This is a genomic window from Nostoc sp. FACHB-888, assembly GCF_014696655.1.
Taxonomy (GTDB): Bacteria; Cyanobacteriota; Cyanobacteriia; order Cyanobacteriales; family Nostocaceae; genus Nostoc.
Genome location: NZ_JACJQM010000070.1, coordinates 1 through 22,319, shown reverse-complemented (window position 1 = coordinate 22,319; position 22,319 = coordinate 1). Strand labels below are relative to the sequence as shown.

Below are 22,319 nucleotides of genomic sequence, written 5' to 3'. Positions count from 1 at the left end.
ATGAAATCTTTTGATAAGTTTTTAAAACTCGTACCCAAACTACCAATAATATTGCAGATTGTGCTATTGCCAGTGTTAGCACTGCTATGGCTATTGCCAACATTAGTAGTAGTAATATCGTTTCTAGTTTTGTTTTGTGGCAGACACAAAATTAAAACATTTATAGAACAGTTTTTAGAGCAGAAAGACCAGGAAATAAACAGAGTTATTAGCAAAATTGAGATGATGGACTCATCCATCAAATTTACCCTGAAATCTGATAATCAGTGCAACGATTGCGACAGAGATAATCTCTTGCAAGCTCAACGTGAGATAGAAGATACAATTGAAATATTGCAGACTTCGAGGAAAAATTTTCAGAACGCCAACGTAGAATTTAATGAAGCAATCAAGGATTTTTTTAGTGACTCTCAAAAATCTAAACGCCGACCAAAATTCCCAGCATGGCTTGTAAAAAAACTTCCCGTAGACTGGCGTAGTGACCTAGAAGAGTTACAACGTGATTGGATTGATTCTGGATGTTCGAGACTAGTTTTCCAACTACGAACTACTCAATGCTTGCTGTCAATGGGTTGGGCTAAATTAATGATTTGGTGGTCAGATTACCGGGATAGTAATACCACAAAGCAAGTTGGTGATAAACGTACAACCAATTAGGTTTGTGAATTCATACAACCAGTTGATTCCTCAGAATTTCAAAAGTTATTGATAATCAAATGAAAAACTCCTCTTTATCTTCAAATCCTGAGCCTGCCCATAATCCTTATTCAGAAATCAAACTGAGCATCGCTAAAGAACGCTTGCGCCAAGCTCATCAAAGTTTCAACTTAGCTTGGTTTACAACTTTATTGTGTAGCATGATTACTGTAGGAGGAGCAGGACTTTTACTATTTGGGACTCTTAAAGAAGGCTCTATCACTGCTGCTGCGGGGGTTATTTCGAGCGTGGGTTGCCTGAAATTTGCAAAGGATGCCAATGACAGATTAGATAAGATTCCAAAGGAGTGGAAAGAAGAAAGTTAAGCCATACCGTTCACAAAGCAGTTACGTATTTCTTCATAACAATGGGGCATTTGCTTCTAACTCAATCCTTCCTCAATGATGCTCAACACTAGACGAATAATTAAATGTACGTAAACGCTTACAGCAGTTTTTGCTTGAGAAGGGGCTGGTAATCTCTAATCAGTCCAAGATTAGTCTCGTTTTATTCGTTGCAATATCTCGTGTTGATTTGTATTAAGTTATTCTCCTTACTCAATATCGGTACTCATAGTATCAATATATGTGATAAGAGCCTTAGCTAAAACACTGTCTTCCAAATAGTGTTTAGCAACTTCACCAAGAGCAGCTTTGCTTGCAGTCAGATGACGTTCTGGATTAAGAAGTTGGCGTTTTAACAGTTGCAGTTGTTTTTGGATATTCTGCCAGCGAGTTGGGTTCGTCTTTTGGATTTCTCGAAATTCGATATCAATGATTTCAACAGCTTGAGTTTCGTTAGTAGGCTGATGGGTTTGCTGAAGTCGATGCACTAATTGGCGAATTTCTGTAATTTGTTGTTTTAGAGTTTCATCGGTTGCGTAATTGTGTGTGTGAGCATGAGTGCCTTTTTCAAAGTAGTTCTGAGTGTTAATAACACGCTTGGGTTCTTCCGACACGTTTTTAAGTTCCTGGATAATGTTGTCTAGCTTATTATGTAGCAAATTTTTCACACTACGAAAGGGCGGCAATCGGGCAATGTCGTAGTTGTAGAACTGACAGCGTGATTGGATAGCAGCGATCGCCTCTAAAGGTCTTTCGACAACTGTGATTGTTTCTGCAAGTCGCCTCAATTCAGATAAAACTTCAGCATTGCCTAGCGTCTTGGCAGCATCCATTGCGTTTCGACAAATATCTTCATTTTGATTGCTGAGAGCGATTTTGAGTTGACTAACTACCTCTTGACTCTCCTTAAAGCTTTCTAGAAAGTTAATAGATGCTTTTCGGATAGAGTACTCATCATCCACGAATGCTGTTGTGAGAATACTGGACAAACCAACTTTTCCCTTAAAGTTCTTTAGACCGCTAATCGCTAGCTCGCGAGCATCTTTATTTCCAGTTTTAAGGGCATCCTCTAAAATAGGTATTCCTTTTCGATTGTTTAACTGACTTAATGAATGAGCTGCACAGACACAGACAGAAAATTCTTTGTCCTGCAAAGCTTTGTACAAACTAGATATGTCTTGAGAGTCACCAAGAAATCCAAGACTGAATATTACTTCCCGCCGAACATTAACCGCTTTACATTGCGACAATCTTCTTAGGGCAGGTAATGCGTTCACTGCATTTAGGCTGCGTAGTGTTTTGATAACTGCTTCACGAACGTTATCCTCTGTATCCTTTAGAGATTCAGTAAGGTCTTTAATGGCTGACTGATCCTGTAATCGCATTAGACCATAAGCAGCAGAAGAACGCACAACCTGATCATCCTGATATAAAGCCTCGATCAGGACTGGTACTACTCGTGAGTCACCGATCACTCCTAGATACATTGCAGCACTAGAACGAACCAAGGTTTCTGAATCGTTTTTTAGAAGATTTATGAATGCAGTTACCGCATCGTCAAATAAATCTGAATCCAGCCAGATACCTAGTAAACCTATTTGACTGACAGCTTCTGAACGAATAATCCAATTTTCATCTGATAAAGCATGAATCAAGATGGGAAGAACCGCAGCACTTTTTGTTTCACCTAAAAGCTGTAAAATGTCTCTTTTGGTATCAATATTACCTCTATTCAACTCTTCGTTCAGTGAAGCTATTACTTCTTGAGTAGCACACTGTCCCAGATATTTAGCAGCCTTGTTTCTAACAGTAGAATCTTCATGTTTTAGCGCATTCTTCAAACAGTCAATAGTTGCTCTTCCTTCCAACTGTCCTAAAACATCTACAACAATACTGCGAACCGACCAATCCTCATCATCTAGTACTGGGCAAAGGTATGAAGCTGTTTCCACATTACCCAATTTTCCTAATGACTGTGCTGCTTTGTAACGAACGGAAGAGTCATCATCTTTTAATAGCTCAATTAAAGGTATCCAAACTGTCACATTTTCAAAATTGCCTAAAGCTCGCGTGGCACGCCAACGGGTATCGGAGTTTCCATTTTTTAAAACATCAAGTAAGAATGGCAACGCCCTTTGTGACTGAGTTTGTTCTAAAAGCCAGATTGTGAGTGATGTGCTGAAATTTTTTTGGAGAAGGACGTTTACAGTAGCCTGTTGTAGAGATAGCCTAGCTTCTCCCGCCAACCTTGCCCCCAAATATAAATCTACTTCCAGTGCCAGCTTCACCACCTGCACCGCCACCGCCTCTGACTCCACAAACGTCATCCTCATTGCTAGCGGTTCTGTCCACTTTAGATGATTCAAGTAATACTTCAGTCCCTCATCATTCAACTCTGTCAACTGCCGTACTAGCCGCTCCGCCGCATAATATTCCTGAAACAGTTGATGGTGAAATTCAAGGTGGCCAGGGTTACTAGCTACTTGGAGCAAATGCCATTCCACCAAATCCTCTAACCACTCTTTAGCCTTTTGCGTAACCGCCACATCTGGTGTGTTATCGCCTGCCAGAAAAGTGGCTAGTATTTTCTCTGCCTGAGTCTTGGGAATAGTGACCCAAGAAGCACTAGGTTTACAAGGATCGGTATGCAGATCACCCTGAACCATTTCAAAAGCGAGATAGCTCAGTAGGTCGAACATAGAACGACGCGAGTCCTCAGAAACATTTCTGAGTCGTTCAGGTTTAAATTCCTCATACCGTCGCGCAAATTCTTTACGAAACAGATCGCCTCGGTTTGTGGGAATTTCACCATTCTGCTCAAAAACATCGCACAATAGCTTCAGTAACAGTGGCGTTTCTGCTAACTCTCGAAGCCGCCCCTTAATCTGCCGCCACAGTTCCCCACTCGTCTCCGACAACCGCTTTTGGACAAACTCCCACATCTGAGGTTCGGTTAGTGGCAACATTTCCAGTTTCTTAGGAATCCTCAGATTCGAGCCTGAACCCATCTCTCGCGTGCTCAAGATTAAAGGAACCTTTAAATCAGCACATAACTGTCTAAACTCATCTACTTCCTGCCAAGCTTTGTCATTGGGCAATTCATTCAAACCATCTAAGATCACCAACAATCGTCTATCGCGCAAGAGATATCTTAAAATTTTTTCATCCAGGTCAAGCCACCATTCCAGTTTTTTTTGAATTGCTACCAACACCGAACCGCTAAGACCGCGCAGTTCGAGCAGGATAGGGATTGCGGGAATTTCACTCTTGCCTTGCTCGATTGCTTCTACACAGCACCGCGATTCTTCCCATAGCAACCGCCGCAGCGAAGTCGATTTCCCTGAACCAGGCTTACCTACTAGCAGTACATGCTCTGGAGAGTGCTTCCTTAGCCCCTCCAGCACCGCGAACTGCTCTCGCTTTTTATCCTGCGACTCCTGTGAGTCTGGCTTAGACGATGTATAGGTTTGTACCTGCAATGGCAATTCTGCCAGCGTTGGAATATAGTGATCGCGTACCTCCTGCTGAATATCCTTTAGTGACACATCAAGGATAGATTGTAGATAACGCTGAAACTCGCTAGGGGCAATCATGCAAGAGTAAATTTATATACATCTTAAGAGAATCTTTCCTATAATAACGTAGGATACTAACCACGACTAATTTGCGTACAGTCTTCCAGTTCACTCTTACATCACGAGGTTATTAAATCACTGTAATCAGTGATTACTACTCAAGATTTTTTTCTTGAGAATCTTGAAAAGCTTTATTTTTTGAATATAAAAATTTAGCAAAATCTTCTGATAAATTTTCAATCAACATTTGAAATTTTTCATCACTAGGAACTGCTCCTTCTATAAGACTTTCAAATGCCATGTCAAGATTTTTTTGAACTATATTACTTATGCAATCATCACTTTGTTTTTTATCTATAAAAAGTAAGAGCTTTTGTAATACATATTTAAACTTATCTAAATTAGTTTCTCTAAAGCTGACAACCTCTAAAACAGTATCTCTTGGTAAATTCATATTAAAAGATGGTTCTACTTGACTTTGATTCAAGATATCAAAACAATAAGAGTGATGAAAATCTTCCCCAATATAATCATCTGACATTAAAATTAAAAACTTAAATGTACTATACAATTCAACATAACCATACATTAGTTTTTCATTTGAACTTGCTTTTACAAAAAGACGATGTACTACTTCAAAAGTTGCACTTTTAGCATTAATTACCTCATCAGCATAATAGTACCAGACAATTTTTTCCTGAGTACCCTGCATAATATAAGGAAGAAGGTGTAATATCTGTTGTCGGTTTCCACCATTCTGCATATAAAAGCTAACTATCATCTTACATATAGCTCGAAAGCCTTCCTCTTCCCCTAGTTTTATATGAATATTTACAGGCTTATCAAAATATTCTTCGCTCTTGTTCGATTTCTTGATAAGTGCTTCAACTTCTTCATTAAAAGAATATTTTCTTGTAAGCCCGGTAAGAATTTTTCTCATTTCTTTTTTATCTCTTGCTGTAATTGATATACCTCCATTATCTGGATTTTCCTTAATAATTGGCTTAATTAGAACAGGCTTTCCTCCAGTATCTAAAGAGATTACATCACCCGTTTCAATTACTGTTACTTTAATGGGGGGATTTTTACCTCTATCTCTTTTAATGTCAAGCATTAATCCAATGAAATTCAATTGTTCTGCAAGTGCTGTGTCTATAGCATCAAATTTTGGAGCGCATAATTGGCAAATAATTGAAGGAGAAACTAATCTGCCACCTAGTGCGTTAAGTATTATATGTTCTTTATAAGTGTTGTTTTTAGTAATTATGCAACTACATATATAACAAGTAAGCATACACAAAAAATAGCTTTATTGAAGTTTAAATATTTACTTTATAACTGAGGAACACGTAATAGACAAAGGCTCACCGTGCCAAAACGGAAAAACTTTACGTTTTGGAATCTGTTTTAGCCTCAGCTATGCAAAATAAATCATCAGCGTTCGCAGGTCAGCATGACGGCTCAATTTCTGCACCTTTCTGATATTTCCATCAGTAGCATCGAGCGCTGCTGTAATCGCCGAATGCCTGACCCTGTGCCATCGCCTGACTTGTGCCAAAAATGATATCAACTCTGATATCAATGCCCCATCCCTTGAAGCGATCACCTCCGGTGGGCGAGTACGCCATCGCCACCGGAAAGGGCGGTTACGCCATCGCTTCGGGAGCAGCTATTCCAAGGGTTAAAAATCAGCAATCAAGTCGCCACTACTTGGAGTAACCCCCAAGCCTTGTATAGATAAAGGATAGATATTTGCCAAACTTATCAATGGGGGTGAAATTGGGATTTTGAGGGTGTGAATGATAAGCGTGGCTTAACTGAAGTGAATTTGCGTGGGGGGTTCACGAAGTAGCAGGTATTTGGGAGAATAATAACTGTCGGGAAAATGACCCAATTCCTGACAGTTCCCATAAATTATAAATGAACCAACCATTGCCGCTAATCCGCAAAAAAAATATTCAATATCGATCTAGAGAATACCTGACTTTGGCTGAGGTGAACAAGATTGTTGCCGCAGCAGGTTCTAGAGGCAGACATCGAGAGCGCGATCTGGCTTTACTATTAATGATGTTTCGCCACGGTTTTCGGGCATCTGAAGCTTGCAACCTCAAATGGGATGCGGTGATGCTGGATGAGGGAACGATTTGGATTAATCGCCTTAAGGGTAGTGAGAGTGGTTTTCATCCCTTGGGGGAGGACGAAAAAGAACTTCTCTTGAAACTGCAAACACTCTACCCAAACTGCATTTTTGTGTTTCCCAACGAACGCGGTAATGCTCTTTCTCCAGATGCAGTAGCCAAGATTGTCGAGCGTTCAACATTGGCGGCAGGGGTTCGGATCAAAGTTCACCCGCATCAATTTCGCCATGCTTGCGGCTACCATCTGGCGAGTCAGGGTGCTACGACTCGTGACATCCAAGCTTATCTTGGTCATAAAAATATTCAGCACAGTGTTCGTTACACTGCTCAGAATCCCAAACGGTTTGAGCATTTTAATTGGGATTGGGACGGGAAAAATCCATTTTAATATTTAGGTTCAGTAATCTTTTACTGCGATTTATGCAGTAATTTTGCTGTCTCTTAAATGAGTAGCTTGGCTTTCGTCAGCCCTGTATATTCCTGCCACTTATGACAGCGCTGATATCAGGGTTACAGTCACAGGATGTAAGCACCTCACCATGTATACATCTATAAACCCGCTTTTCTGAGCCGATGATACTCATACCCCGTTATCGGAGTTGCGAATCTCCACGCCATCTATTCCAACCCTGGCAAGGTTAATTGAACTGCTTCTGTTTCTTGCTGGTTGACTTTTGTACGGAGATATTCAGCAACTTCAACTGTAGATTTTGGTTTTGGCTGTTTTACGTCAAATTCCTTGGATAAGGCTGATACTGCTTCATCATCGAAGTCAGAAGATGTGAGTTCACCCCGAAAAGCACGATGTAGCAGGGTTTGAAATAAGTGTTCTGCTTGGCGTTCGGCTTCTCGTTGTTGGGTGCGGAGGCGTTCAAATTTTTGGGCGATTTGGGCAAATTTTTGTTGAAAAGGTAGAGGCGGAAGCGGTAACACTAAATCTTTAATAATATTCATGTTTAAACCTGGCATGACAGCACCACGTTCTGAAATACCTAGCTGCTTCAACACAAAAGGATGCCTAAGAAAACAAGCTTGTAAATAAGTTGGTAAACAGTTGTTTTTGTCTAGCGTAATACAACATAGATGCTTTGTATTAATAGCAGTTGGAAATTTTTCAGGAACAATAGCACATCTGCCACAAGTTCCCATAATTGTTATAAGTAAATCGCTTGGAAAAACAGTATATCTCTTGAGCTGTTCATACTTTTTATATGTTATGTAACGTGGTTTTTCCCAAGTAAAGCAATTTTGAACTACATTATCAATACCAAGAACTGCTATATCACCAGTTTCTGAAAACTCAGAATGTAATAATTGACTTCCAAATGGCCCTGTACGAAGCGTGTTTTTTCCTATTTTAGTTAATGATTCTACTGTTACGAGAGGAAAATCTTTAGCAGTTTCCTGTCCGAACATTTCCAAAAAGACGGATTGCAGGAAGGTATCGCTGAGTTGTAGGGCGTAGCGGCGGGTGCGCCGCAGACGATCGCATTTTCCCAAGATTGCTGAAATCCGCTTTTGTTCTGCTAAAGGCGGAAGAGGAATACTACATTCTTTTAGAATCGTAGTATTTAAACCTTCCATAATTGCACCTCTAGACATCTGTGCTAGCCGTCTCTTTAAACCTTCATATCCATTGATGGCATAGCATAGATAGGGAGGATAAACTTTTGATTTATCAACTCTCATACGAAAAAGATGAGAATCGATAATTAAAGTTTTAATATTTTTTGGAACAACAGCAGCGCGTCCTATCGTTCCCATCGTTGTGACAACGATATCTCCTGTCTTAACTTCATAATCTGCAAGTTGTGTAAATTTTTCTTGAGTAATAAACTTCCGGAAAGAAGATACAAACTGGTTTGGTAGAACGTTTTCAATTCCAGCTACAGGAATCCCACTTTTCACAAGTTCATGTTTTTTTAGTGAGCTTCCAAATGGGCCAATTTTGAAAGATCCTCGTTCTGGATGAGCTAGTGTTTCAATTTTGACTTCTTTAAATATCACTCTAATAAACCTTCCATCTCTCTCACTTCCGCCGCCATTACTTCCTCTAAATTCAGCAACCTCTTCATTGTCACCTGTGGCGAATCATAAAATTCTTCATCCTGCTCAATTTGACGATAACGACTTGCTGACAAATCATACTTGTTCCCCTTCACCTGCACCTTACTCACCCAAAACTGACGATTTAATTGATTAATTTCTGCTTGCAAGGGTGTCATCTGTTCATGCAGTTGTGCCAATAGTTGGTTATCTGCTTCCAAAGCGATGCGCGTTGGCTCATCATCGGCGGGTGCAACGGCATTTTCAAACGTCAAGCGATTAATTTCCTTGAGCAATAGCAACCGTTTCGCTTTCAAAGGCGCAATTTGCATCTTTAACTCAGCTAACCGTTCCTCGTTTTGAGTTGTGAACTCAGCATCAAATCGATGCCGCCAACAATTCAGAATATCAGGAATATCGTTCTCAGCTACAGGTTGGCGCTTATCATCCAGAGAAAAGCCATCATGCTCCATATCGTAGAACCAAATGCGGTCAGTCGTTCCCCCACGAGTAAACAGCAACACCGCCGTGGACACGCCCGCATAAGGTCTAAACACCCCGCTAGGCATGGAAACCACCCCATCCAGGCGATTTTCTTCAATAATCTTCTTGCGAATTTCAACGTGCGCCTTACTGGAACCAAACAGCACCCCATCCGGGACAATTACCGCACATCTGCCACCCATATCCAAGACGCGCAGAATTAGGTGCAAAAATAGCAATTCTGATTTTTTACTTTTACCCGCCAGAGTCGGATGAGCATCACCCGGATCAACTGCTCCCTTAAAAGGCGGATTCATCAATACTAAATCCAGGGTTTGTTTATCATCAAAATATTTAGAAAGGGTATCCTTATAAAAGAACCGGGGATGCTCAATACCATGCAGCATCAAATTCATAGAACCGATGCGTAACATCGTCATTCCAGAATCATTATCGTATGCAGTCAAAGCCTGAGTTTGTAAAAATTCCGCCTCTTCAGGAGAGAGCATATTCCCAACTAGCTGCTTTTGTCCTTTGTCGTCATACAATATTTCTGGACTGGTGTGTTTTTCCAAAATATATTGATAAGCATTTACTGGAAACCCACAAGTACCCGCAGCTAAATCACCAATTCTATCAGTGGGTTTAGGTTCCACCATTTCCACCATCATCTGAATAATATGGCGAGGTGTTCTAAACTGTCCATTCCTGCCAGCGATACTCAGCTTTGATAATAAATACTCATACAAATCACCCTGTACATCTTGATTTTGTTCCGAGATTTTCATCTCATCAATGGCTTTGCAGGCTTCAATTAATAGACTTGATTTATTAATTTTAAATTCCGCAGTTTGCATATACTGACTGAAAGAACTTTTATTTTCATTGGCTTCTTCCTGATTTTCCGAATTATCCATTCCATTGGTTTCTTCCTGATTTTCAGGATTACCCATTTCTTTCAACCAGGGGAAAACCTTATTTTTGATATGGCTTAAAGCATTATCAGCCTTCATCTGTGTCCAATGTCGCCAACGCATTTCTAGGGGGATTTGTGGCTGATAATCCTCTTGTTTACGGCGCTTGGCTTGGCGTTCTCTTAAATCTTCAGCTTCGTCTAAGCGTTTGAGGAAGAGTAAAAATGAGAATTGCTCGATAGCATCCATAGGATTGGATAAGCCACCAGTCCATAGCTTATCCCAAAGTTGATCTACCTTTGATTTTAGATTGGTGTCAGTAAGCATACTCTGTATTTCAGTTTAACCATATAGTGCCATTGCTAATTCTATAAGTAATCGTCCCGCCATAAAAAAGCTTTCACTGTTTAAATTTTCAACGTTTACAAATATTGTTCCATCATCATCAATTATGTAAACATAATCTTCATGATATATTTCAACGGGAAAATTATTAATTACTTTTACATTAAATTCTTGAGGTAAATTGCTAATATTTATTGTATACTCCTCTACATCTTCTAATTCTGGGTATATTAGCAAACCTTCTATATAATTGTTAAAACCTACTTTAATAAAATTTAATTTTTTAAACTCTAATTCTTGAGACAGCTTTTCTCTTTCAAATTCTAATAATCTACACAGTAAAAAGTCATATGCAACTTCTATAGAAGAATCAGTTTCTAAGATATCTATGTTTTGTGGAAGTTCTTGCCTTTTAGTATCCACTATACTTTTTGCAAAACTAGATTTGTTACTGCTAGAGGGTTTTCTTGTTAAATCTTGCCTAGCTATTTCTAAATATTTATCTAGAATTGTGTAATAAGTTTCAAATTCTGTATTTAATAATTTTTGTTTAAATATCGCGTTTGCTTTTGAAACTGCCTGTTCCACTAATTTTTTCTCAGATAAACTAAAATCGTTTTGTTTAGCAATATCTCGCATATAAATAGAGACTATTTCTGTTATCGCCATTGCCACATCTGCATTTATTTTTTCTCTTGATAATGTGCATAGCCTTTCATAGTTACATATTTCATCAATAAGAACTTTTGTTTGTTTATATATTTTAAGCTCACCATTGTTTAAAATATTCATATATTAGTCTTAAATTATGCCGTTGATTTTATTAGTTAAAGTTATTTAGTAGATTTTTATTTCTGTAATATAACAAGTATAATTTAATTCGTCTTTAAGATGTACTCCTATTAAAAACCCTTTAAGTCTCCTACTATCTATGCCAGCAGAGCTTAAAGTTTCGCAAACCATTTGTAGTAAGTATTCATTATCTAACTTATTTAGGAAATCCTCTTCTTGAGGGGTAGCAGAGCCTTTTGCTTCTATTAAATAGGTTTCTCGCCCATTTGTCATGACTATATCTACACCATCTTTGTATGGTCGTACTAGTTTTCTACAACCATACATCTGTTGTAATACTAGCCCAGATACACCTTCACCTATAGCGGAAACAGCACTAATATTTGCAGCACGTTTTCTATCTACAACTGCTGGGTAGAACAAAGGAGGATAGCCTGGTTCAATAAAAGCTCTTTTTGAATATTGAAAATAATACCGCATATCATCAATAGGGCGATATACGGCTTGCTCAGAATACTTTTCTATTATTCTTCTGAGCGTAAACTCATTAACTCTTATATTTACATTTTTTGTATAATGATTATTTATGATTTCTTTATCTATCGCTTCTATAACCTGTTGTCGAAATTTATTTCTATTACTTAATGCTACTGGAGTTAGTGTAGAAGAAATAAATATTTCCCGTTTCCGTATATATATATTTATCATTTTAAAACCCCACTTTAAAGTTAAAAAGATGCTAATCAAGCCGCTATATTTTCTATGAAAGCCAACATTTTATTTACTTCATAATTAGAAAATAGCCGTTCTACAGCATTCCTCCCAAACCTTGCCAAAGCACCCTCATACAAATCTGCTACTTCTAAACTACGCTTCTGTAAAAATACACTCTGCACCGCCCGCAAGAAATTAATTTGATTGGCATTGTACTGGCATAGACTAATAAATTCATCAAACTGACGCTTAACTACTTCTTCATAATCAGGAATCGCATCTAATTCCAGCAGATACCTCAAAAATGCTAAAAAACTAGCCTTCTTCAACCCGTAAGCTTTACGAATATTAGACTCCGAAAGTTGAATATTACCACCACCCAAACCTTGACGCAAAGTGCGCTCTAACTCAATCAGTTGCATATCCGTTACTGCTTCACCTTGGCGAATAGCGTTGATAGTAGAATGGTTCTCAATAATTGCTGTGATTTTTTCCTCAACTCTTTTTTTGTACTCCTCCACATATACTTGCTCACCACCCTCACCGACAGTAATGAAACCACGGGTTTTGACAAAATCAGGCAAGTCTAATTCTAAAAAGATACTGGGGCGTTGCCGTCGATTCTTCATCTGTTCAGCTAAAGCAGCAATCACCTGATTCAACTCAGCCACCGTTGCATTTTTCAAGCGAGACGACAGACATAACTTCACTGCACCTTGCTTTTGGGTGTCCTGATGCACAAAATCTGGTAAGCGACTTACATCTTCAGCAATGGATTGTAAAGTATTTGGTGTTGCTCCTTCCGTCTGAATTTCCATTTTCAAACGCTCCATTTTGCTAGTAAAGGTTGCTGCTGCTACATCTACCCCTGGAACAAACCGCAGCAGTGGGGCAACTTTTAACCGCAGAAATTTCAATTTATTTTGAGTAATGTAACTCCAGAATGAATCTGTCCAAGCTTCCTCAATTTCATTCAGTTGCTTTTTAACAGTAAAAGCATCTGTGGGAATTTCTGTAATTTGTTGGCGCAAACTGGCAATTACTGCTTGACAATCTGGTGATACTTGCTCAAACAAATACAACTCAAGTAAATCCAAGCGTGTGTTAAAAATCCTTTGGAGTACGGGAATAGTTTGCGCCACTGCCTCTTGTGGCTTCGCCTCAAATTCGTTTTCCCAAAAGTCGATAATCAAAAACTCTTGCTTAGTGCGATTTGGCAACCACTCCAAATGTCTACAAGCCTCTTGGCTGCGAGTTCCCCGTCCAATCATCTGCCAGAGTTTAATCTGGGACTGTACAGGTTTCATAAACACCAGATTCATTACCTCTGGTATGTCTACTCCGGTGTCCAACATATCCACAGAAATAGCAATTCGAGGCATATCTTCATGTTTGAATCTGCCTGTTAGCTTTCCCTTGTATTCAGCTTTGTGAGTAATTACCCGCACCAAATCCGAATACTGGGGATACATTTCTTCAAACACCTCACACAGCCGCAAAGCGTGATCTTGAGTCAGTGCAAAGACAATTGTCTTCGCTGGTAGTTGTCCAGACTCATCTTTATGACAAACATCCAGAATTTCTTCCCACTGCTTTCGCAGAGTGTCTCTATTACTGACAGTCTTCTCTAAATCTGTACCTGAATAGTCCAATTCATCAGGGTCAAGACCTTGCTCTATCAAAGCATTGCGGTCTTCTTCACTGAGAGTTGCCCCTTTAATTCCCTCTTTTTGAAATTTGGTCTGGGCTTGATATGGGCTAAAGTCTACTAAATACTTCTCATTAACTGCTTTTTTGTATTCGTAGAGAAATGTTGGCGTACCATCAAAGCGATGAAAGGTGTTAAAGGTATTACGATCAACAAAACTTGCTGGAGTCGCTGTTAGCCCTATCATCCGCCCATCAAAGTATTCCATTACCTCCTGAAAACGGTTAAAAATTGACCGATGGGCTTCATCAAAAATAATCAGGTCAAAAAAAGCTGGGGTAAATTGTTGATAACATCGTGCCAAAGTTTGTAGCGTTGCAGTGTAAAGCCTTTTGGTTTTATCAATGTTGTGGGTGAAAATGCGATCGCACGGCTCATGAGGGATATGTGGCTTAAAACCATCGGTCAAAGCTTGGTCTACCAAATTATCACGGTCGGCAACAAATAATACCTTACGGCTTTGGTTCGCCTGGAGAAACAGGTCAATAATTGCCATTGTGGTGCGCGTCTTCCCTGTCCCCGTCGCCATGATCAACAAAGCACGGCGCTGACCCTCATCAAATGTTTCACATACTCGCCGAATTGCCTCTTGTTGATAGCTTCTACCCGCGATTAGGGTATTAATTGGCACTAAATTCAACGGAATTTTATTCTGGCGGATGTAGAGTAAATTTTCCAAATCTGCTGGCGAGAAGAAGCCAGCAACTTGTCTTTTAGCAGAATTACCTACATCCCAAAAATAAAATTCTCGCCCATTCGTCATAAATGCAAAAGGGCGAAAATTTTGATGCTTCTCTATTTCTGTAACGTAATGTTCTACCTGTGTTTGAGCAATACGTGGATCGCGGCTTTGTCGTTTGGCCTCGACTACAGCTATTACTTCACCATTAGCCTGATACAAGCAGTAGTCAGTGATGCCGTTCCAAGGTTCTGCATCATAGCCATCCACTGGAATTTCAAACCCTACCTGGTTTGGGTCTTTCAGGTTCCATCCTGCTAGTTCTAAAGCTGGGTCTATTAATTCGGTTCTGGTGAAGGCTTCGCTTGAGGACATTAAAGTATATTTTAGAACTTTACTTATATTAGTGTTCCCAAGTGCGATCACCAAATAGACCAACCTAGAAAAACTGGAAGCTTTATTTTTTTCTGCTCAGAAAACCTGGTTAAGCTTAAAAACCTTATTAGGTAAGGATTATGACGATAATGAAGGTCATTGAGTTTTACTGATTATCGAGTAACTACTCAACGGTAAAATAAGGGTTTCAGCTTCTAAAAAGCCTTGTATTACTCATGTAATATCTGTTAACCCGGTTCTTTGCGCGAATGCTACTCATACCCCGGCGATCGCTGCCAGCACCACCCTGCACCAAAAGTGCCAGATTACTAATGGTTGACAGTAGCCGTAGATGAAACGAACTGAACATCAAGGTAGTGTCTGATATGTTCTATTTTTTTGGTTGAGAGTGCTTTCTTTCTCAAAGATGCAACAACATTCTTAGCTCTAACTAACGCCAGCCAAATATCTAGGCTGTCTGCAATTTTTGTAAGAGTTTCTTCTTGAGACGTTATCTCTTCTTCGAGGTGATTTGGGTAAAATATCCCCCCAATTAATCCCCAATCTGGGCGCTCTGCTTCTAAATCTAGACTAATGTAGCAGCTATCAATTGCTGTTATGCCGGATTTACGAGCAAGCTGTCTTACCTTTTCCTTTATCCTCAAATATTCTAATGGAATCATAATCTTTCCGTAACTTCTTTCTTGTCAGCATTCTGCTTCCCTGATTCGGGCATCATAAAAAGCTAATTTATCATCAGTTAGTTTCTCCATGCTTGCAAATTCAAATATTCATATTTTTAATCATTCTTCATCCTCTACTTCTACAGATAAATTTTCCAGTTCTGCCTCCAACTGCTCAATAGTTGGTAACTTTGTTTGTAACTCTTTTGGTAATGACTTAGTAAGTTTAGTTTGCCATTCAGCAATCCCAATTGGTTTATTGACATCACGCAGTGCATACTCAGCAATAACATTATCCTTACTTGCACATAAAATTAAACCAATTGAAGGACTATCTACAGGAGATTTGAGCAAATCATCCACTGCCGAAAGATAAAAATTTATTTTTCCTGCATATTCAGGTTTAAATTTACCAGTTTTCAGTTCAATCACTATAAAACAATGTAGTTTAACATGATAGAAAAGCAAGTCTATATAAAAATCATTATCTCCTACTTTTAAATTATATTGTTGGCCAACAAAAGCAAATCCTACACCCAATTCTAAAAGAAATTGGGTAATATGTTTAACAAGTTCTTTTTCTACTTCTCGTTCTTGTGCTGCTTCTCCTAAACTTAAAAAATCAAAAACATAAGGGTCTTTTAAAGTCTCTCTAGCAATGTCTGATTGAGGAGAGGGTAATATAACATCAAAGTTATTAACAGCTTTCCCCTGACGTTCAAAAAGTCTATTGTTAATTTGTAGAGTTAAAATATTTCGACTCCAACCGTTTTCTAAGGTTTTTTGTACATACCATAGCTTTGCTGTTATGTCTTTGATAGCATCCAAAATACGAACATTATGCCCCCAAGGAATTAGTGCAACAAGCTGTTGCACAATTTGCTCATCTGGGTAAGCTTCAGCAAAAGCCCGCATATAGTTTAGATTACGTGCTGAGAATCCCTTCATATCTGGGAAAGCTGCTTTTAAATCTCTGGCGAGACGTTCGATAACTTTTGCACCCCATCCCTGCTGCTGCTGTCTGATGATAATTTCGCGCCCGATTTGCCAATAAAGTAACACTAACTCACGGTTAACAGACAAAGCTGCTCTTACTTGGGCGTTGCGTATGCGTTCTTTTAACTCTCGTAAAAAGTCATCATAGCCATCCATTGGTGATAAGTTATCCGCCATACCCCAACCCGTGTAAATTCTCTTTAATTATTGCCTCTTGTGCTGTACAATCCGCCATCATGACTGGAATATGACGAAACTGCAATGATTATTACTATCGCATCGTTCAAAGGGGGTGTAGGAAAATCTACCACAGCAATACATCTGGCAGCTTACCTTGCTATCAAAGGTAAAACTGTACTAGCTGATGGTGATCTTAATCGCTCTGTATTGCATTGGTCAGAGCGTGGTAAAAGTCCTTTCGATGTTTATGATCAGAGCGAAATAGACCAAGCCAACGATTTTGAGCATCTTGTGATTGATACTCCCGCCCGTCCTGCCAGTAATGAGTTGAAAGCATTAGCAAGCTCTAGTGATTTACTGATCATTCCCACACATCCCAGCACTTTTGCTCTAGAAGCATTGATTGAAACTGTGGGAGAACTGAACGAATTGCCGCCTGGAAGGTTTAAAGTTTTACTGACTTGTGTTCCTCCTTCCCCCAGCCGTGATGGATATAAAGCCAAAGAAAGTCTTGAAAAAATTGGCTTACCCTTGTTTAAAACTTGGATTAGAAGAATGGCTGTTTACCTGAAAGCTGAAAATTTTGGAGTTCCAGTTTATATGGTAAAAGATCCTCGTGCTTCTGATGCCTGGAGCGATTACCAGGCAGTGGGTAAGGAAATTCTCTCATGACCAATTTTGATAAAATTCTGGAGGTCGCTCAAAAACGGCAGGGGCAATCTCAACCCCTAAAGCTCCAAGATTCTACAGTTTTACTGGAGCAGATTAAAGACCGTGAGCAGGATACGCGACCTTTAAATCCAAAGCACGTTGAGTCTTTGGCAGAGTCAATTGCTGTTTTAGGATTAATAGAACCATTGGTTTTAGATAATAAAGCTAGATTGCTGGCTGGAGGGCATCGGTTAGCGGCAATTCAACTTATAAAGGAACAGCAGGCAGATAAATATCTTCATCAGTTCCCAGATAATCGCATTCCTATCAGGATGTTGCCATTTGATGCGGAATCAGAACCAGATTTGGCATTGCAAGTAGAAATAGCAGAGAACGAACAGCGCAGAGACTATACACCAAACGAGGTGAAAGCGATTGCCGAGCGTCTACGCACTGCTGGATTTATTGACGTAAAGGGAAGACCCAAGAAAGGACAAAAGCCTTTAATGCCTGCTCTAGCAGTTGTAGTTGGCAAAAACCTGCGTACAGTACAAAGATATTTTGAATCGAAGCAAGATACTGACAAGGATAAAAGTACGACAGGTGTCGTACTTTTAAAACAAGCGTTAACTAAGCTGAAGCAATGGCAACAAATTGAGCCGAAAACCCCGAAAGAGAAAGCTTTAGCAAAACGTCTGTCAGAATTCATGAACTTGATTGAGGATGTCTTGGGTAACGAGAAATAAACTTATGTATCTGGATTTTAGCCAAGATATCGACCAACCAAAAAGTACGACAGGTGTCGTACTTTCGATAAATACTACACATGATTTGTATAATGATTTACATTAAGCTGATGGTTTTTAACTACACTAAGGTTTGCATATATGGTATTGAGTCGAGATACAAGTAAAAACCTGCAAGATGGTCTGGAAACTCCTACTATATATAGAGTTCAGGCATTTTTAAGTAAAATTAGCAAGAGAGCGCAAATCTTGGGTATGTATCGCTACAAGAACTGGAGTATTTATTAACTTTATTTACAGGTTTTACAGGTTGAACGATAAATAGCTTTCGCCGTAAAATCTCTGAAACTCCTACACGCAATGGATTACAACCTAAAGTATTAGCCTCCTACCACAGAGTATTTATAAAACTCTTGGGTAGGCGAAAAGCAAATATGGGGTCAGAAGTGCCAGTGCATTCATGCACAAATTCTCATTAGACATGAAAAATAATAGAACGTATATATAGCAACGCTTTCCAGACCATCTTGCAGGTTTTTACACGTATCTCGGCTCAATACCTATGAGAATCAACGCTGAACAAATCCCTACTGAATATTTCATTTTTTGTGATTTCGATAATCAATTCAAAAGGCAGAATCTTAGACTTGAAGGTGGAATTTCCTCAATAGTCTATGCATCTGCTTACACAGATCCTAATTTTAAAGATCGGTATTTGAAAGATGAAATCAACTATTTATCATTCCTGAGTAACCCGGCAGGAGCTGGTTTCTTGTCTTTTTACTGTGTTTCTGCAATTAGCGATCCTCATGTTGACTCTGATGCTGAAAAGATCCGGTCGCTTTTTTTTAAACAGCTTCCATCGCGTTTGTCGGCTCTTTATGCATTTGCTACTCAAGAAGATTGTATAAAAGCACATGAGCTTTATAAATGGAATCTCAACTCAGTTAGAAAATTCACGCTTCTCAAAGACTCGTTAACTAGAGTAGCGAGGGTAAATATGGAGATCGTTTCTTTAATGCGTTTTGCTTATCGTAAGAAAACGTGGTCGAGTGAAGATATTGAGCGCATTTGGAGACATTATTGGGCAGGTGAAGGAAACCTTGAAATAGAGGTTCCCACTATGCAACCTCCGCCAAATAATTACGAGCGCAGATCCTCTGGTGAAGTGTGGGAATATTTGATTGAAGGCAGACTTGAGCTACAAGGGGACTTGGACACACCAATCCAGTTCTAGGCGATCGCCGGGTGATTTTGGGGTTCAGCCGGGATACCTGTAAATTGGGACACGTTGTAAACAAATATTACGCAACGTAGTCTAGTAATTTACTAACTTGCCCAAAAATGGTAAGGGGATATTCAAATTTTTGTACGCTAAAATCAATTCTTCACGCTATTCAGTCCCTTAAACTTGCCCATAAACGACCTTTTTAGGGAATGTTTTCACAAGAGAAGACACACTCAATCTGGTATTAAACAACGTAAAATCAAGCATTTGCAAACATCTGCGTAACATAACTTTACAACGTGTCCCAATTTGCGCGTATCCCGGCTGAACCCCTAATCCATCTTTTTCTGACGCACAGTACGCCATATTTGGCGGAAAGTTTTTGACAGCCAAAAATGAAAAGCAGAAGCCGAAGCAACAGCCATCAAAAAAGACTACGGAATAACTACATAAGCACGACAAAAGCCGCCTCAGAGTTCACCCCTCTGAAACTGCGGCGGCTTATCGTTCAAATATTCTTCGCTCAATCTCCTCCAAAAATCGCATCCAATTCTTGAGACGAAGCCTGACCTTGAACTATTGAAGCAGGTCTGATTGAACCAGCCGCTTCCCCCAGGAGATCAGGCGACTCTAAAGCATTACTCTTGTAGCTTGGGGCATTGACCGCTACAACTGGTGCAGGCAACGCTGGCTGTGATGCCACAAACTGCGGTTGTTCCACCGACAGTGCCAAACGCATATAACTGCCGTGTTTATTCAATGAGTCCTGCGCTTCCCAACAAGCAAAACGGATCTGCTCTCTTGTAAAATTACCGCTCGAATACCGCGCCACTGGCAAGAAAGCAGCCACCAAGATATCAGCCACCTTACGCTGTGCCTCATCCTTGGGCAGCGAGTTCAAGTAATCGACAACTTCCGCTAAAACATCACCCTCATAAGGCTGAAGCCGCATAGTTAGAGACAAGCGTTTTTTAGATATGGGATTCATCTAGCCACCTACCTAGTTATTGTTAGCAATGTTTTTACTAGAGAAAACGCTCAGTTTGAGATTGAAACATCAAAATCAACTAAACAGCTGATCCATTAAATCAACTGATTCTTCACCAGCAATCAAACTTGAGTGCGGAGTTTCTGCTTGCTCAACAGTTGATGGCGTTTCGACTGATAGCTTCTGGCTATCCCCAGGTGTGTCGTTAAGGGGTGCTGGAGCCTGATTTAATGGCACAGACACACAGCTATAAACACTCGCCTCTAGCCCCAACTCCAGCGCCATAATGCCAAAATGACTTTCTGCCATTCGCCGTGAAATTAAATATGAATTTGTCAATTGCTGCTGTGAGCAACCCCCAAACTTATACTGAGCGCGTGGCAGAAAATACATCACCAACATTTCTTCTAGCAATCTCTTAGCAACAGTTACCTCCAAAGAATTGAGGTAATCAGCCACCACAGCTAAAGGCGTATTTTCCATCGGTTGAAAGCGAGGCAGTGACAGACTCTTACGCAGTTTTTTCGCTCTTGTCACCTTTAACCTCTTTGGTTTTATCCAATAGCTGATCCATCATGCCAAAGCAATCTATTAATCGAAAAGCTAACCCCTCTGGGTCTGAATAACTAATCTTAAACAGGTATTGAATTTTTTCTTGAATCTCTGACAACCACTGCAAATTAGCATGGGGTCTAGTCTCTGTATTGGTGTAATCTCTTGTTGCTTTGTAGGCTGGTGCGCGTTCACCCCAAGTTAGCTTTTTCTCATGAGTTCCACAAGGTGTACATCCGAAATAATCCTCTAGTTCCGGTTCGACAAATGCCGCCGCACCACCGCCAACGATTACTTGCTTTGGCCATGTTGTCAGATTTTTATCCAACCACTTTTTCAACCGCAGCCAATAATCTTCTGTACCTGCCCTTATCGCCTTAACTAAATCTTCCACTTCGCGCTGCCGTAAAGACTCATCCCGCGCCGAGGCTAACAGTTTAATCGGCTTTAAGCTGCCCCAATTGGGATGGCTAGTGTATGCGTCAGCCAGCGCGTTATAGCGATATACTTCCTGTCTTGCCTCATATAAACCGGAAAAAATCGCCTGTGCTAGTTGGTTACGTCCAATGCCTGACACCCGTGAGCAGACATCATCTAAAAAAGAACTAAACCCCAGCAATGGGCTATCGGCACTCTTGCGTATCCCCTTATCAAAACAAAGTAATGTTGTGTTGCGATGACCCAACATCAAAATTGCGACTTGATTTTGTTGAAACCAACTCACACCTTGGATTTTGGTATAAATCCCTAATAGTCCCGCCCCTTCTGGACGGCACAAAAAATTCTCACTTAGCGTTATGTCCCAAGCCTGACCGCGAAATTTGAAGGCTTTGAACATCTGTTGTAATTGCGAAAAGAAACGTTTGTGATCGTTATATTCATTCCAAGGCAGCAAGAATGCCAAACTTAACGTGATTTTGGGAGCCTCGGATTTTCGCTTTTTGATAGCGACATTATGTTTTTGTAGAATTACACCGACAGCAGCCAGTACCTTATATAAAGCATTTTCGTATTTGCGCTCATGAATCCGATCCACCACCGCAAATTCACTCGCAAATTCACCAACAATAAAGATGCTGTCCTGCCATTCTAGATAGGCTTGGTGTTCTGGTAAAGGAATACCATTCCACATTTGATTTTCCTGATAACGTTGAAAATCAGCCTTAGTTATCTGTTCCACTTCAGGCGACATCAAAAAAAACTGTGGTTTATCCCAACCATTAGCCTTATAAATAATTTTTGTGCCAGAGCCACCGACATCTATAGATACAGCAAGATTAATATGTGAAGCCATTTTTATGCTGATATTTGAGGGCTAACTGCACTCTAGCGTAAGCAGCGAAATATTGCCCAATCAGCTTGTATAAAGTTTGCACAACTTAACTGCGTTTTCTGTGCATAAGCTGTGCAATTAGTCAAAAGAAACGAGATTTTCTGCCCAATTACCAGACAGTAAAATTGTGCATAGGCTGTGCAACAAGCTGTA

The 22,319-nt window shown here is 39.9% G+C and carries 20 protein-coding genes and 1 pseudogene; 7 read left to right on the top strand and 14 right to left on the bottom strand.

Translation table 11 applies throughout. The annotated features are described in order from the left end of the window. A complete protein-coding gene (locus H6G26_RS27825) occupies positions 1-657 on the top strand; it encodes a hypothetical protein (RefSeq protein WP_190733274.1) in 657 nt (218 codons plus the stop codon). A gap of 59 nt (positions 658-716) precedes the next feature. Then, complete coding sequence (locus H6G26_RS27820; protein WP_190733273.1) at positions 717-1,022, top strand: hypothetical protein; 306 nt, start codon at positions 717-719, stop codon at positions 1,020-1,022. A 227-nt stretch (positions 1,023-1,249) separates the two neighbouring features. Here H6G26_RS27820 and H6G26_RS27815 read toward each other — a convergent pair whose 3' ends face one another. The 4 genes and pseudogenes from H6G26_RS27815 to H6G26_RS27805 all read right to left on the bottom strand — a co-directional run bounded on the left by H6G26_RS27815 (position 1,250) and on the right by H6G26_RS27805 (position 6,243). Continuing rightward, on the bottom strand, positions 1,250-4,633 hold the full coding sequence (locus H6G26_RS27815; RefSeq protein WP_190733271.1) for a HEAT repeat domain-containing protein: 3,384 nt from the start codon (positions 4,631-4,633) through the stop codon (positions 1,250-1,252). A gap of 136 nt (positions 4,634-4,769) precedes the next feature. Further along, a complete protein-coding gene (locus H6G26_RS27810; protein ID WP_190733269.1) occupies positions 4,770-5,909 on the bottom strand; it encodes an HNH endonuclease in 1,140 nt (379 codons plus the stop codon). Positions 5,910-6,032: 123 nt separating this feature from the next. Further along, positions 6,033-6,152, bottom strand: a pseudogene (locus tag H6G26_RS42910) (integrase); the annotation flags it as partial. Continuing rightward, entirely contained in the window at positions 6,106-6,243 is a 138-nt protein-coding gene (locus H6G26_RS27805; RefSeq protein ID WP_190733267.1) for a hypothetical protein, read from the bottom strand. The pseudogene H6G26_RS42910 and the gene H6G26_RS27805, both read right to left, overlap by 47 nt. On the opposite strand from H6G26_RS27805, the gene H6G26_RS42905 reads away from it, so the two are divergent. Beyond that, a complete protein-coding gene (locus H6G26_RS42905) occupies positions 6,176-6,334 on the top strand; it encodes a hypothetical protein (RefSeq protein WP_242053908.1) in 159 nt (52 codons plus the stop codon). The genes H6G26_RS27805 and H6G26_RS42905 overlap by 68 nt on opposite strands. A 201-nt stretch (positions 6,335-6,535) precedes the next feature. Beyond that, positions 6,536-7,141, top strand: a complete 606-nt coding sequence (locus tag H6G26_RS27800; protein ID WP_179077032.1) for a tyrosine-type recombinase/integrase — start codon at positions 6,536-6,538, stop codon at positions 7,139-7,141. 230 nt (positions 7,142-7,371) lie between these two features. Here H6G26_RS27800 and H6G26_RS44315 read toward each other — a convergent pair whose 3' ends face one another. From H6G26_RS44315 to H6G26_RS27765, 7 genes are all read right to left on the bottom strand, one after another. Beyond that, positions 7,372-8,760, bottom strand: coding sequence for a restriction endonuclease subunit S (locus H6G26_RS44315; protein WP_190733265.1), 1,389 nt, complete (start codon positions 8,758-8,760; stop codon positions 7,372-7,374). Then, the gene (locus H6G26_RS27790) at positions 8,757-10,523 is read right to left on the bottom strand and encodes a class I SAM-dependent DNA methyltransferase (protein WP_190733263.1); all 1,767 of its coding nucleotides are present in this window, start codon (positions 10,521-10,523) and stop codon (positions 8,757-8,759) included. The genes H6G26_RS44315 and H6G26_RS27790 overlap by 4 nt, the downstream gene beginning before the upstream one ends. A 15-nt stretch (positions 10,524-10,538) precedes the next feature. Continuing rightward, positions 10,539-11,333: a hypothetical protein gene (locus tag H6G26_RS27785; protein ID WP_190733261.1), complete on the bottom strand. Its 795-nt coding sequence runs from the start codon at positions 11,331-11,333 to the stop codon at positions 10,539-10,541. A gap of 45 nt (positions 11,334-11,378) precedes the next feature. Beyond that, on the bottom strand, positions 11,379-12,041 hold the full coding sequence (locus tag H6G26_RS27780; protein ID WP_190733259.1) for a hypothetical protein: 663 nt from the start codon (positions 12,039-12,041) through the stop codon (positions 11,379-11,381). 35 nt (positions 12,042-12,076) lie between these two features. After that, positions 12,077-14,809, bottom strand: coding sequence for a DEAD/DEAH box helicase family protein (locus H6G26_RS27775; RefSeq protein WP_190733257.1), 2,733 nt, complete (start codon positions 14,807-14,809; stop codon positions 12,077-12,079). 329 nt (positions 14,810-15,138) lie between these two features. Next, entirely contained in the window at positions 15,139-15,492 is a 354-nt protein-coding gene (locus tag H6G26_RS27770; protein ID WP_190733255.1) for a hypothetical protein, read from the bottom strand. Between the two features lie 120 nt (positions 15,493-15,612). Continuing rightward, entirely contained in the window at positions 15,613-16,644 is a 1,032-nt protein-coding gene (locus H6G26_RS27765) for a PDDEXK nuclease domain-containing protein (RefSeq protein ID WP_277883922.1), read from the bottom strand. Between the two features lie 105 nt (positions 16,645-16,749). Here H6G26_RS27765 and H6G26_RS27760 point away from each other — a divergent pair, with 105 nt between their 5' ends. The 3 genes from H6G26_RS27760 (at position 16,750) to H6G26_RS27750 (ending at position 19,302) form a co-directional block, all read left to right on the top strand. Next, positions 16,750-17,340 carry a ParA family protein gene (locus H6G26_RS27760; protein ID WP_104902328.1) on the top strand — a complete coding sequence of 197 codons (591 nt, stop codon included), beginning with the start codon at positions 16,750-16,752 and terminating at the stop codon, positions 17,338-17,340. Then, entirely contained in the window at positions 17,337-18,065 is a 729-nt protein-coding gene (locus H6G26_RS27755) for a ParB N-terminal domain-containing protein (RefSeq protein WP_190733251.1), read from the top strand. The genes H6G26_RS27760 and H6G26_RS27755 overlap by 4 nt, the downstream gene beginning before the upstream one ends. A 562-nt stretch (positions 18,066-18,627) precedes the next feature. After that, entirely contained in the window at positions 18,628-19,302 is a 675-nt protein-coding gene (locus H6G26_RS27750) for a hypothetical protein (RefSeq protein ID WP_190733249.1), read from the top strand. A gap of 514 nt (positions 19,303-19,816) precedes the next feature. Here H6G26_RS27750 and H6G26_RS27745 read toward each other — a convergent pair. From H6G26_RS27745 to H6G26_RS27735, 3 genes are all read right to left on the bottom strand, one after another. Next, complete coding sequence (locus tag H6G26_RS27745) at positions 19,817-20,281, bottom strand: hypothetical protein (RefSeq protein WP_190733247.1); 465 nt, start codon at positions 20,279-20,281, stop codon at positions 19,817-19,819. A gap of 75 nt (positions 20,282-20,356) precedes the next feature. Next, a complete protein-coding gene (locus tag H6G26_RS27740) occupies positions 20,357-20,818 on the bottom strand; it encodes a hypothetical protein (RefSeq protein WP_190733245.1) in 462 nt (153 codons plus the stop codon). Continuing rightward, positions 20,793-22,127, bottom strand: coding sequence for a ParM/StbA family protein (locus H6G26_RS27735; RefSeq protein ID WP_190733243.1), 1,335 nt, complete (start codon positions 22,125-22,127; stop codon positions 20,793-20,795). Before H6G26_RS27735 ends, H6G26_RS27740 begins: the two co-directional genes overlap by 26 nt. Between the last annotated feature and the right edge of the window lie 192 nt (positions 22,128-22,319).

What these genes read in the sequence shown, in the direction of transcription:
- H6G26_RS27790 (WP_190733263.1), bottom strand. Translation starts at nt 10,523, where the DNA reads ATGCTTACTGACACCAATCTAAAATCAAAGGTAGATCAACTTTGGGAT.
- H6G26_RS27825 (WP_190733274.1), top strand. Translation starts at nt 1, where the DNA reads ATGAAATCTTTTGATAAGTTTTTAAAACTCGTACCCAAACTACCAATA.
- H6G26_RS27820 (WP_190733273.1), top strand. Translation starts at nt 717, where the DNA reads ATGAAAAACTCCTCTTTATCTTCAAATCCTGAGCCTGCCCATAATCCT.
- H6G26_RS27775 (WP_190733257.1), bottom strand. Translation starts at nt 14,809, where the DNA reads ATGTCCTCAAGCGAAGCCTTCACCAGAACCGAATTAATAGACCCAGCT.
- H6G26_RS27780 (WP_190733259.1), bottom strand. Translation starts at nt 12,041, where the DNA reads ATGATAAATATATATATACGGAAACGGGAAATATTTATTTCTTCTACA.
- H6G26_RS42905 (WP_242053908.1), top strand. Translation starts at nt 6,176, where the DNA reads ATGATATCAACTCTGATATCAATGCCCCATCCCTTGAAGCGATCACCT.
- H6G26_RS27815 (WP_190733271.1), bottom strand. Translation starts at nt 4,633, where the DNA reads ATGATTGCCCCTAGCGAGTTTCAGCGTTATCTACAATCTATCCTTGAT.
- H6G26_RS27770 (WP_190733255.1), bottom strand. Translation starts at nt 15,492, where the DNA reads ATGATTCCATTAGAATATTTGAGGATAAAGGAAAAGGTAAGACAGCTT.
- H6G26_RS27765 (WP_277883922.1), bottom strand. Translation starts at nt 16,644, where the DNA reads ATGGATGGCTATGATGACTTTTTACGAGAGTTAAAAGAACGCATACGC.
- H6G26_RS27785 (WP_190733261.1), bottom strand. Translation starts at nt 11,333, where the DNA reads ATGAATATTTTAAACAATGGTGAGCTTAAAATATATAAACAAACAAAA.
- H6G26_RS27760 (WP_104902328.1), top strand. Translation starts at nt 16,750, where the DNA reads ATGATTATTACTATCGCATCGTTCAAAGGGGGTGTAGGAAAATCTACC.
- H6G26_RS27800 (WP_179077032.1), top strand. Translation starts at nt 6,536, where the DNA reads ATGAACCAACCATTGCCGCTAATCCGCAAAAAAAATATTCAATATCGA.
- H6G26_RS27805 (WP_190733267.1), bottom strand. Translation starts at nt 6,243, where the DNA reads ATGGCGTACTCGCCCACCGGAGGTGATCGCTTCAAGGGATGGGGCATT.
- H6G26_RS27735 (WP_190733243.1), bottom strand. Translation starts at nt 22,127, where the DNA reads ATGGCTTCACATATTAATCTTGCTGTATCTATAGATGTCGGTGGCTCT.
- H6G26_RS27745 (WP_190733247.1), bottom strand. Translation starts at nt 20,281, where the DNA reads ATGAATCCCATATCTAAAAAACGCTTGTCTCTAACTATGCGGCTTCAG.
- H6G26_RS27755 (WP_190733251.1), top strand. Translation starts at nt 17,337, where the DNA reads ATGACCAATTTTGATAAAATTCTGGAGGTCGCTCAAAAACGGCAGGGG.
- H6G26_RS27750 (WP_190733249.1), top strand. Translation starts at nt 18,628, where the DNA reads ATGAGAATCAACGCTGAACAAATCCCTACTGAATATTTCATTTTTTGT.
- H6G26_RS27810 (WP_190733269.1), bottom strand. Translation starts at nt 5,909, where the DNA reads ATGCTTACTTGTTATATATGTAGTTGCATAATTACTAAAAACAACACT.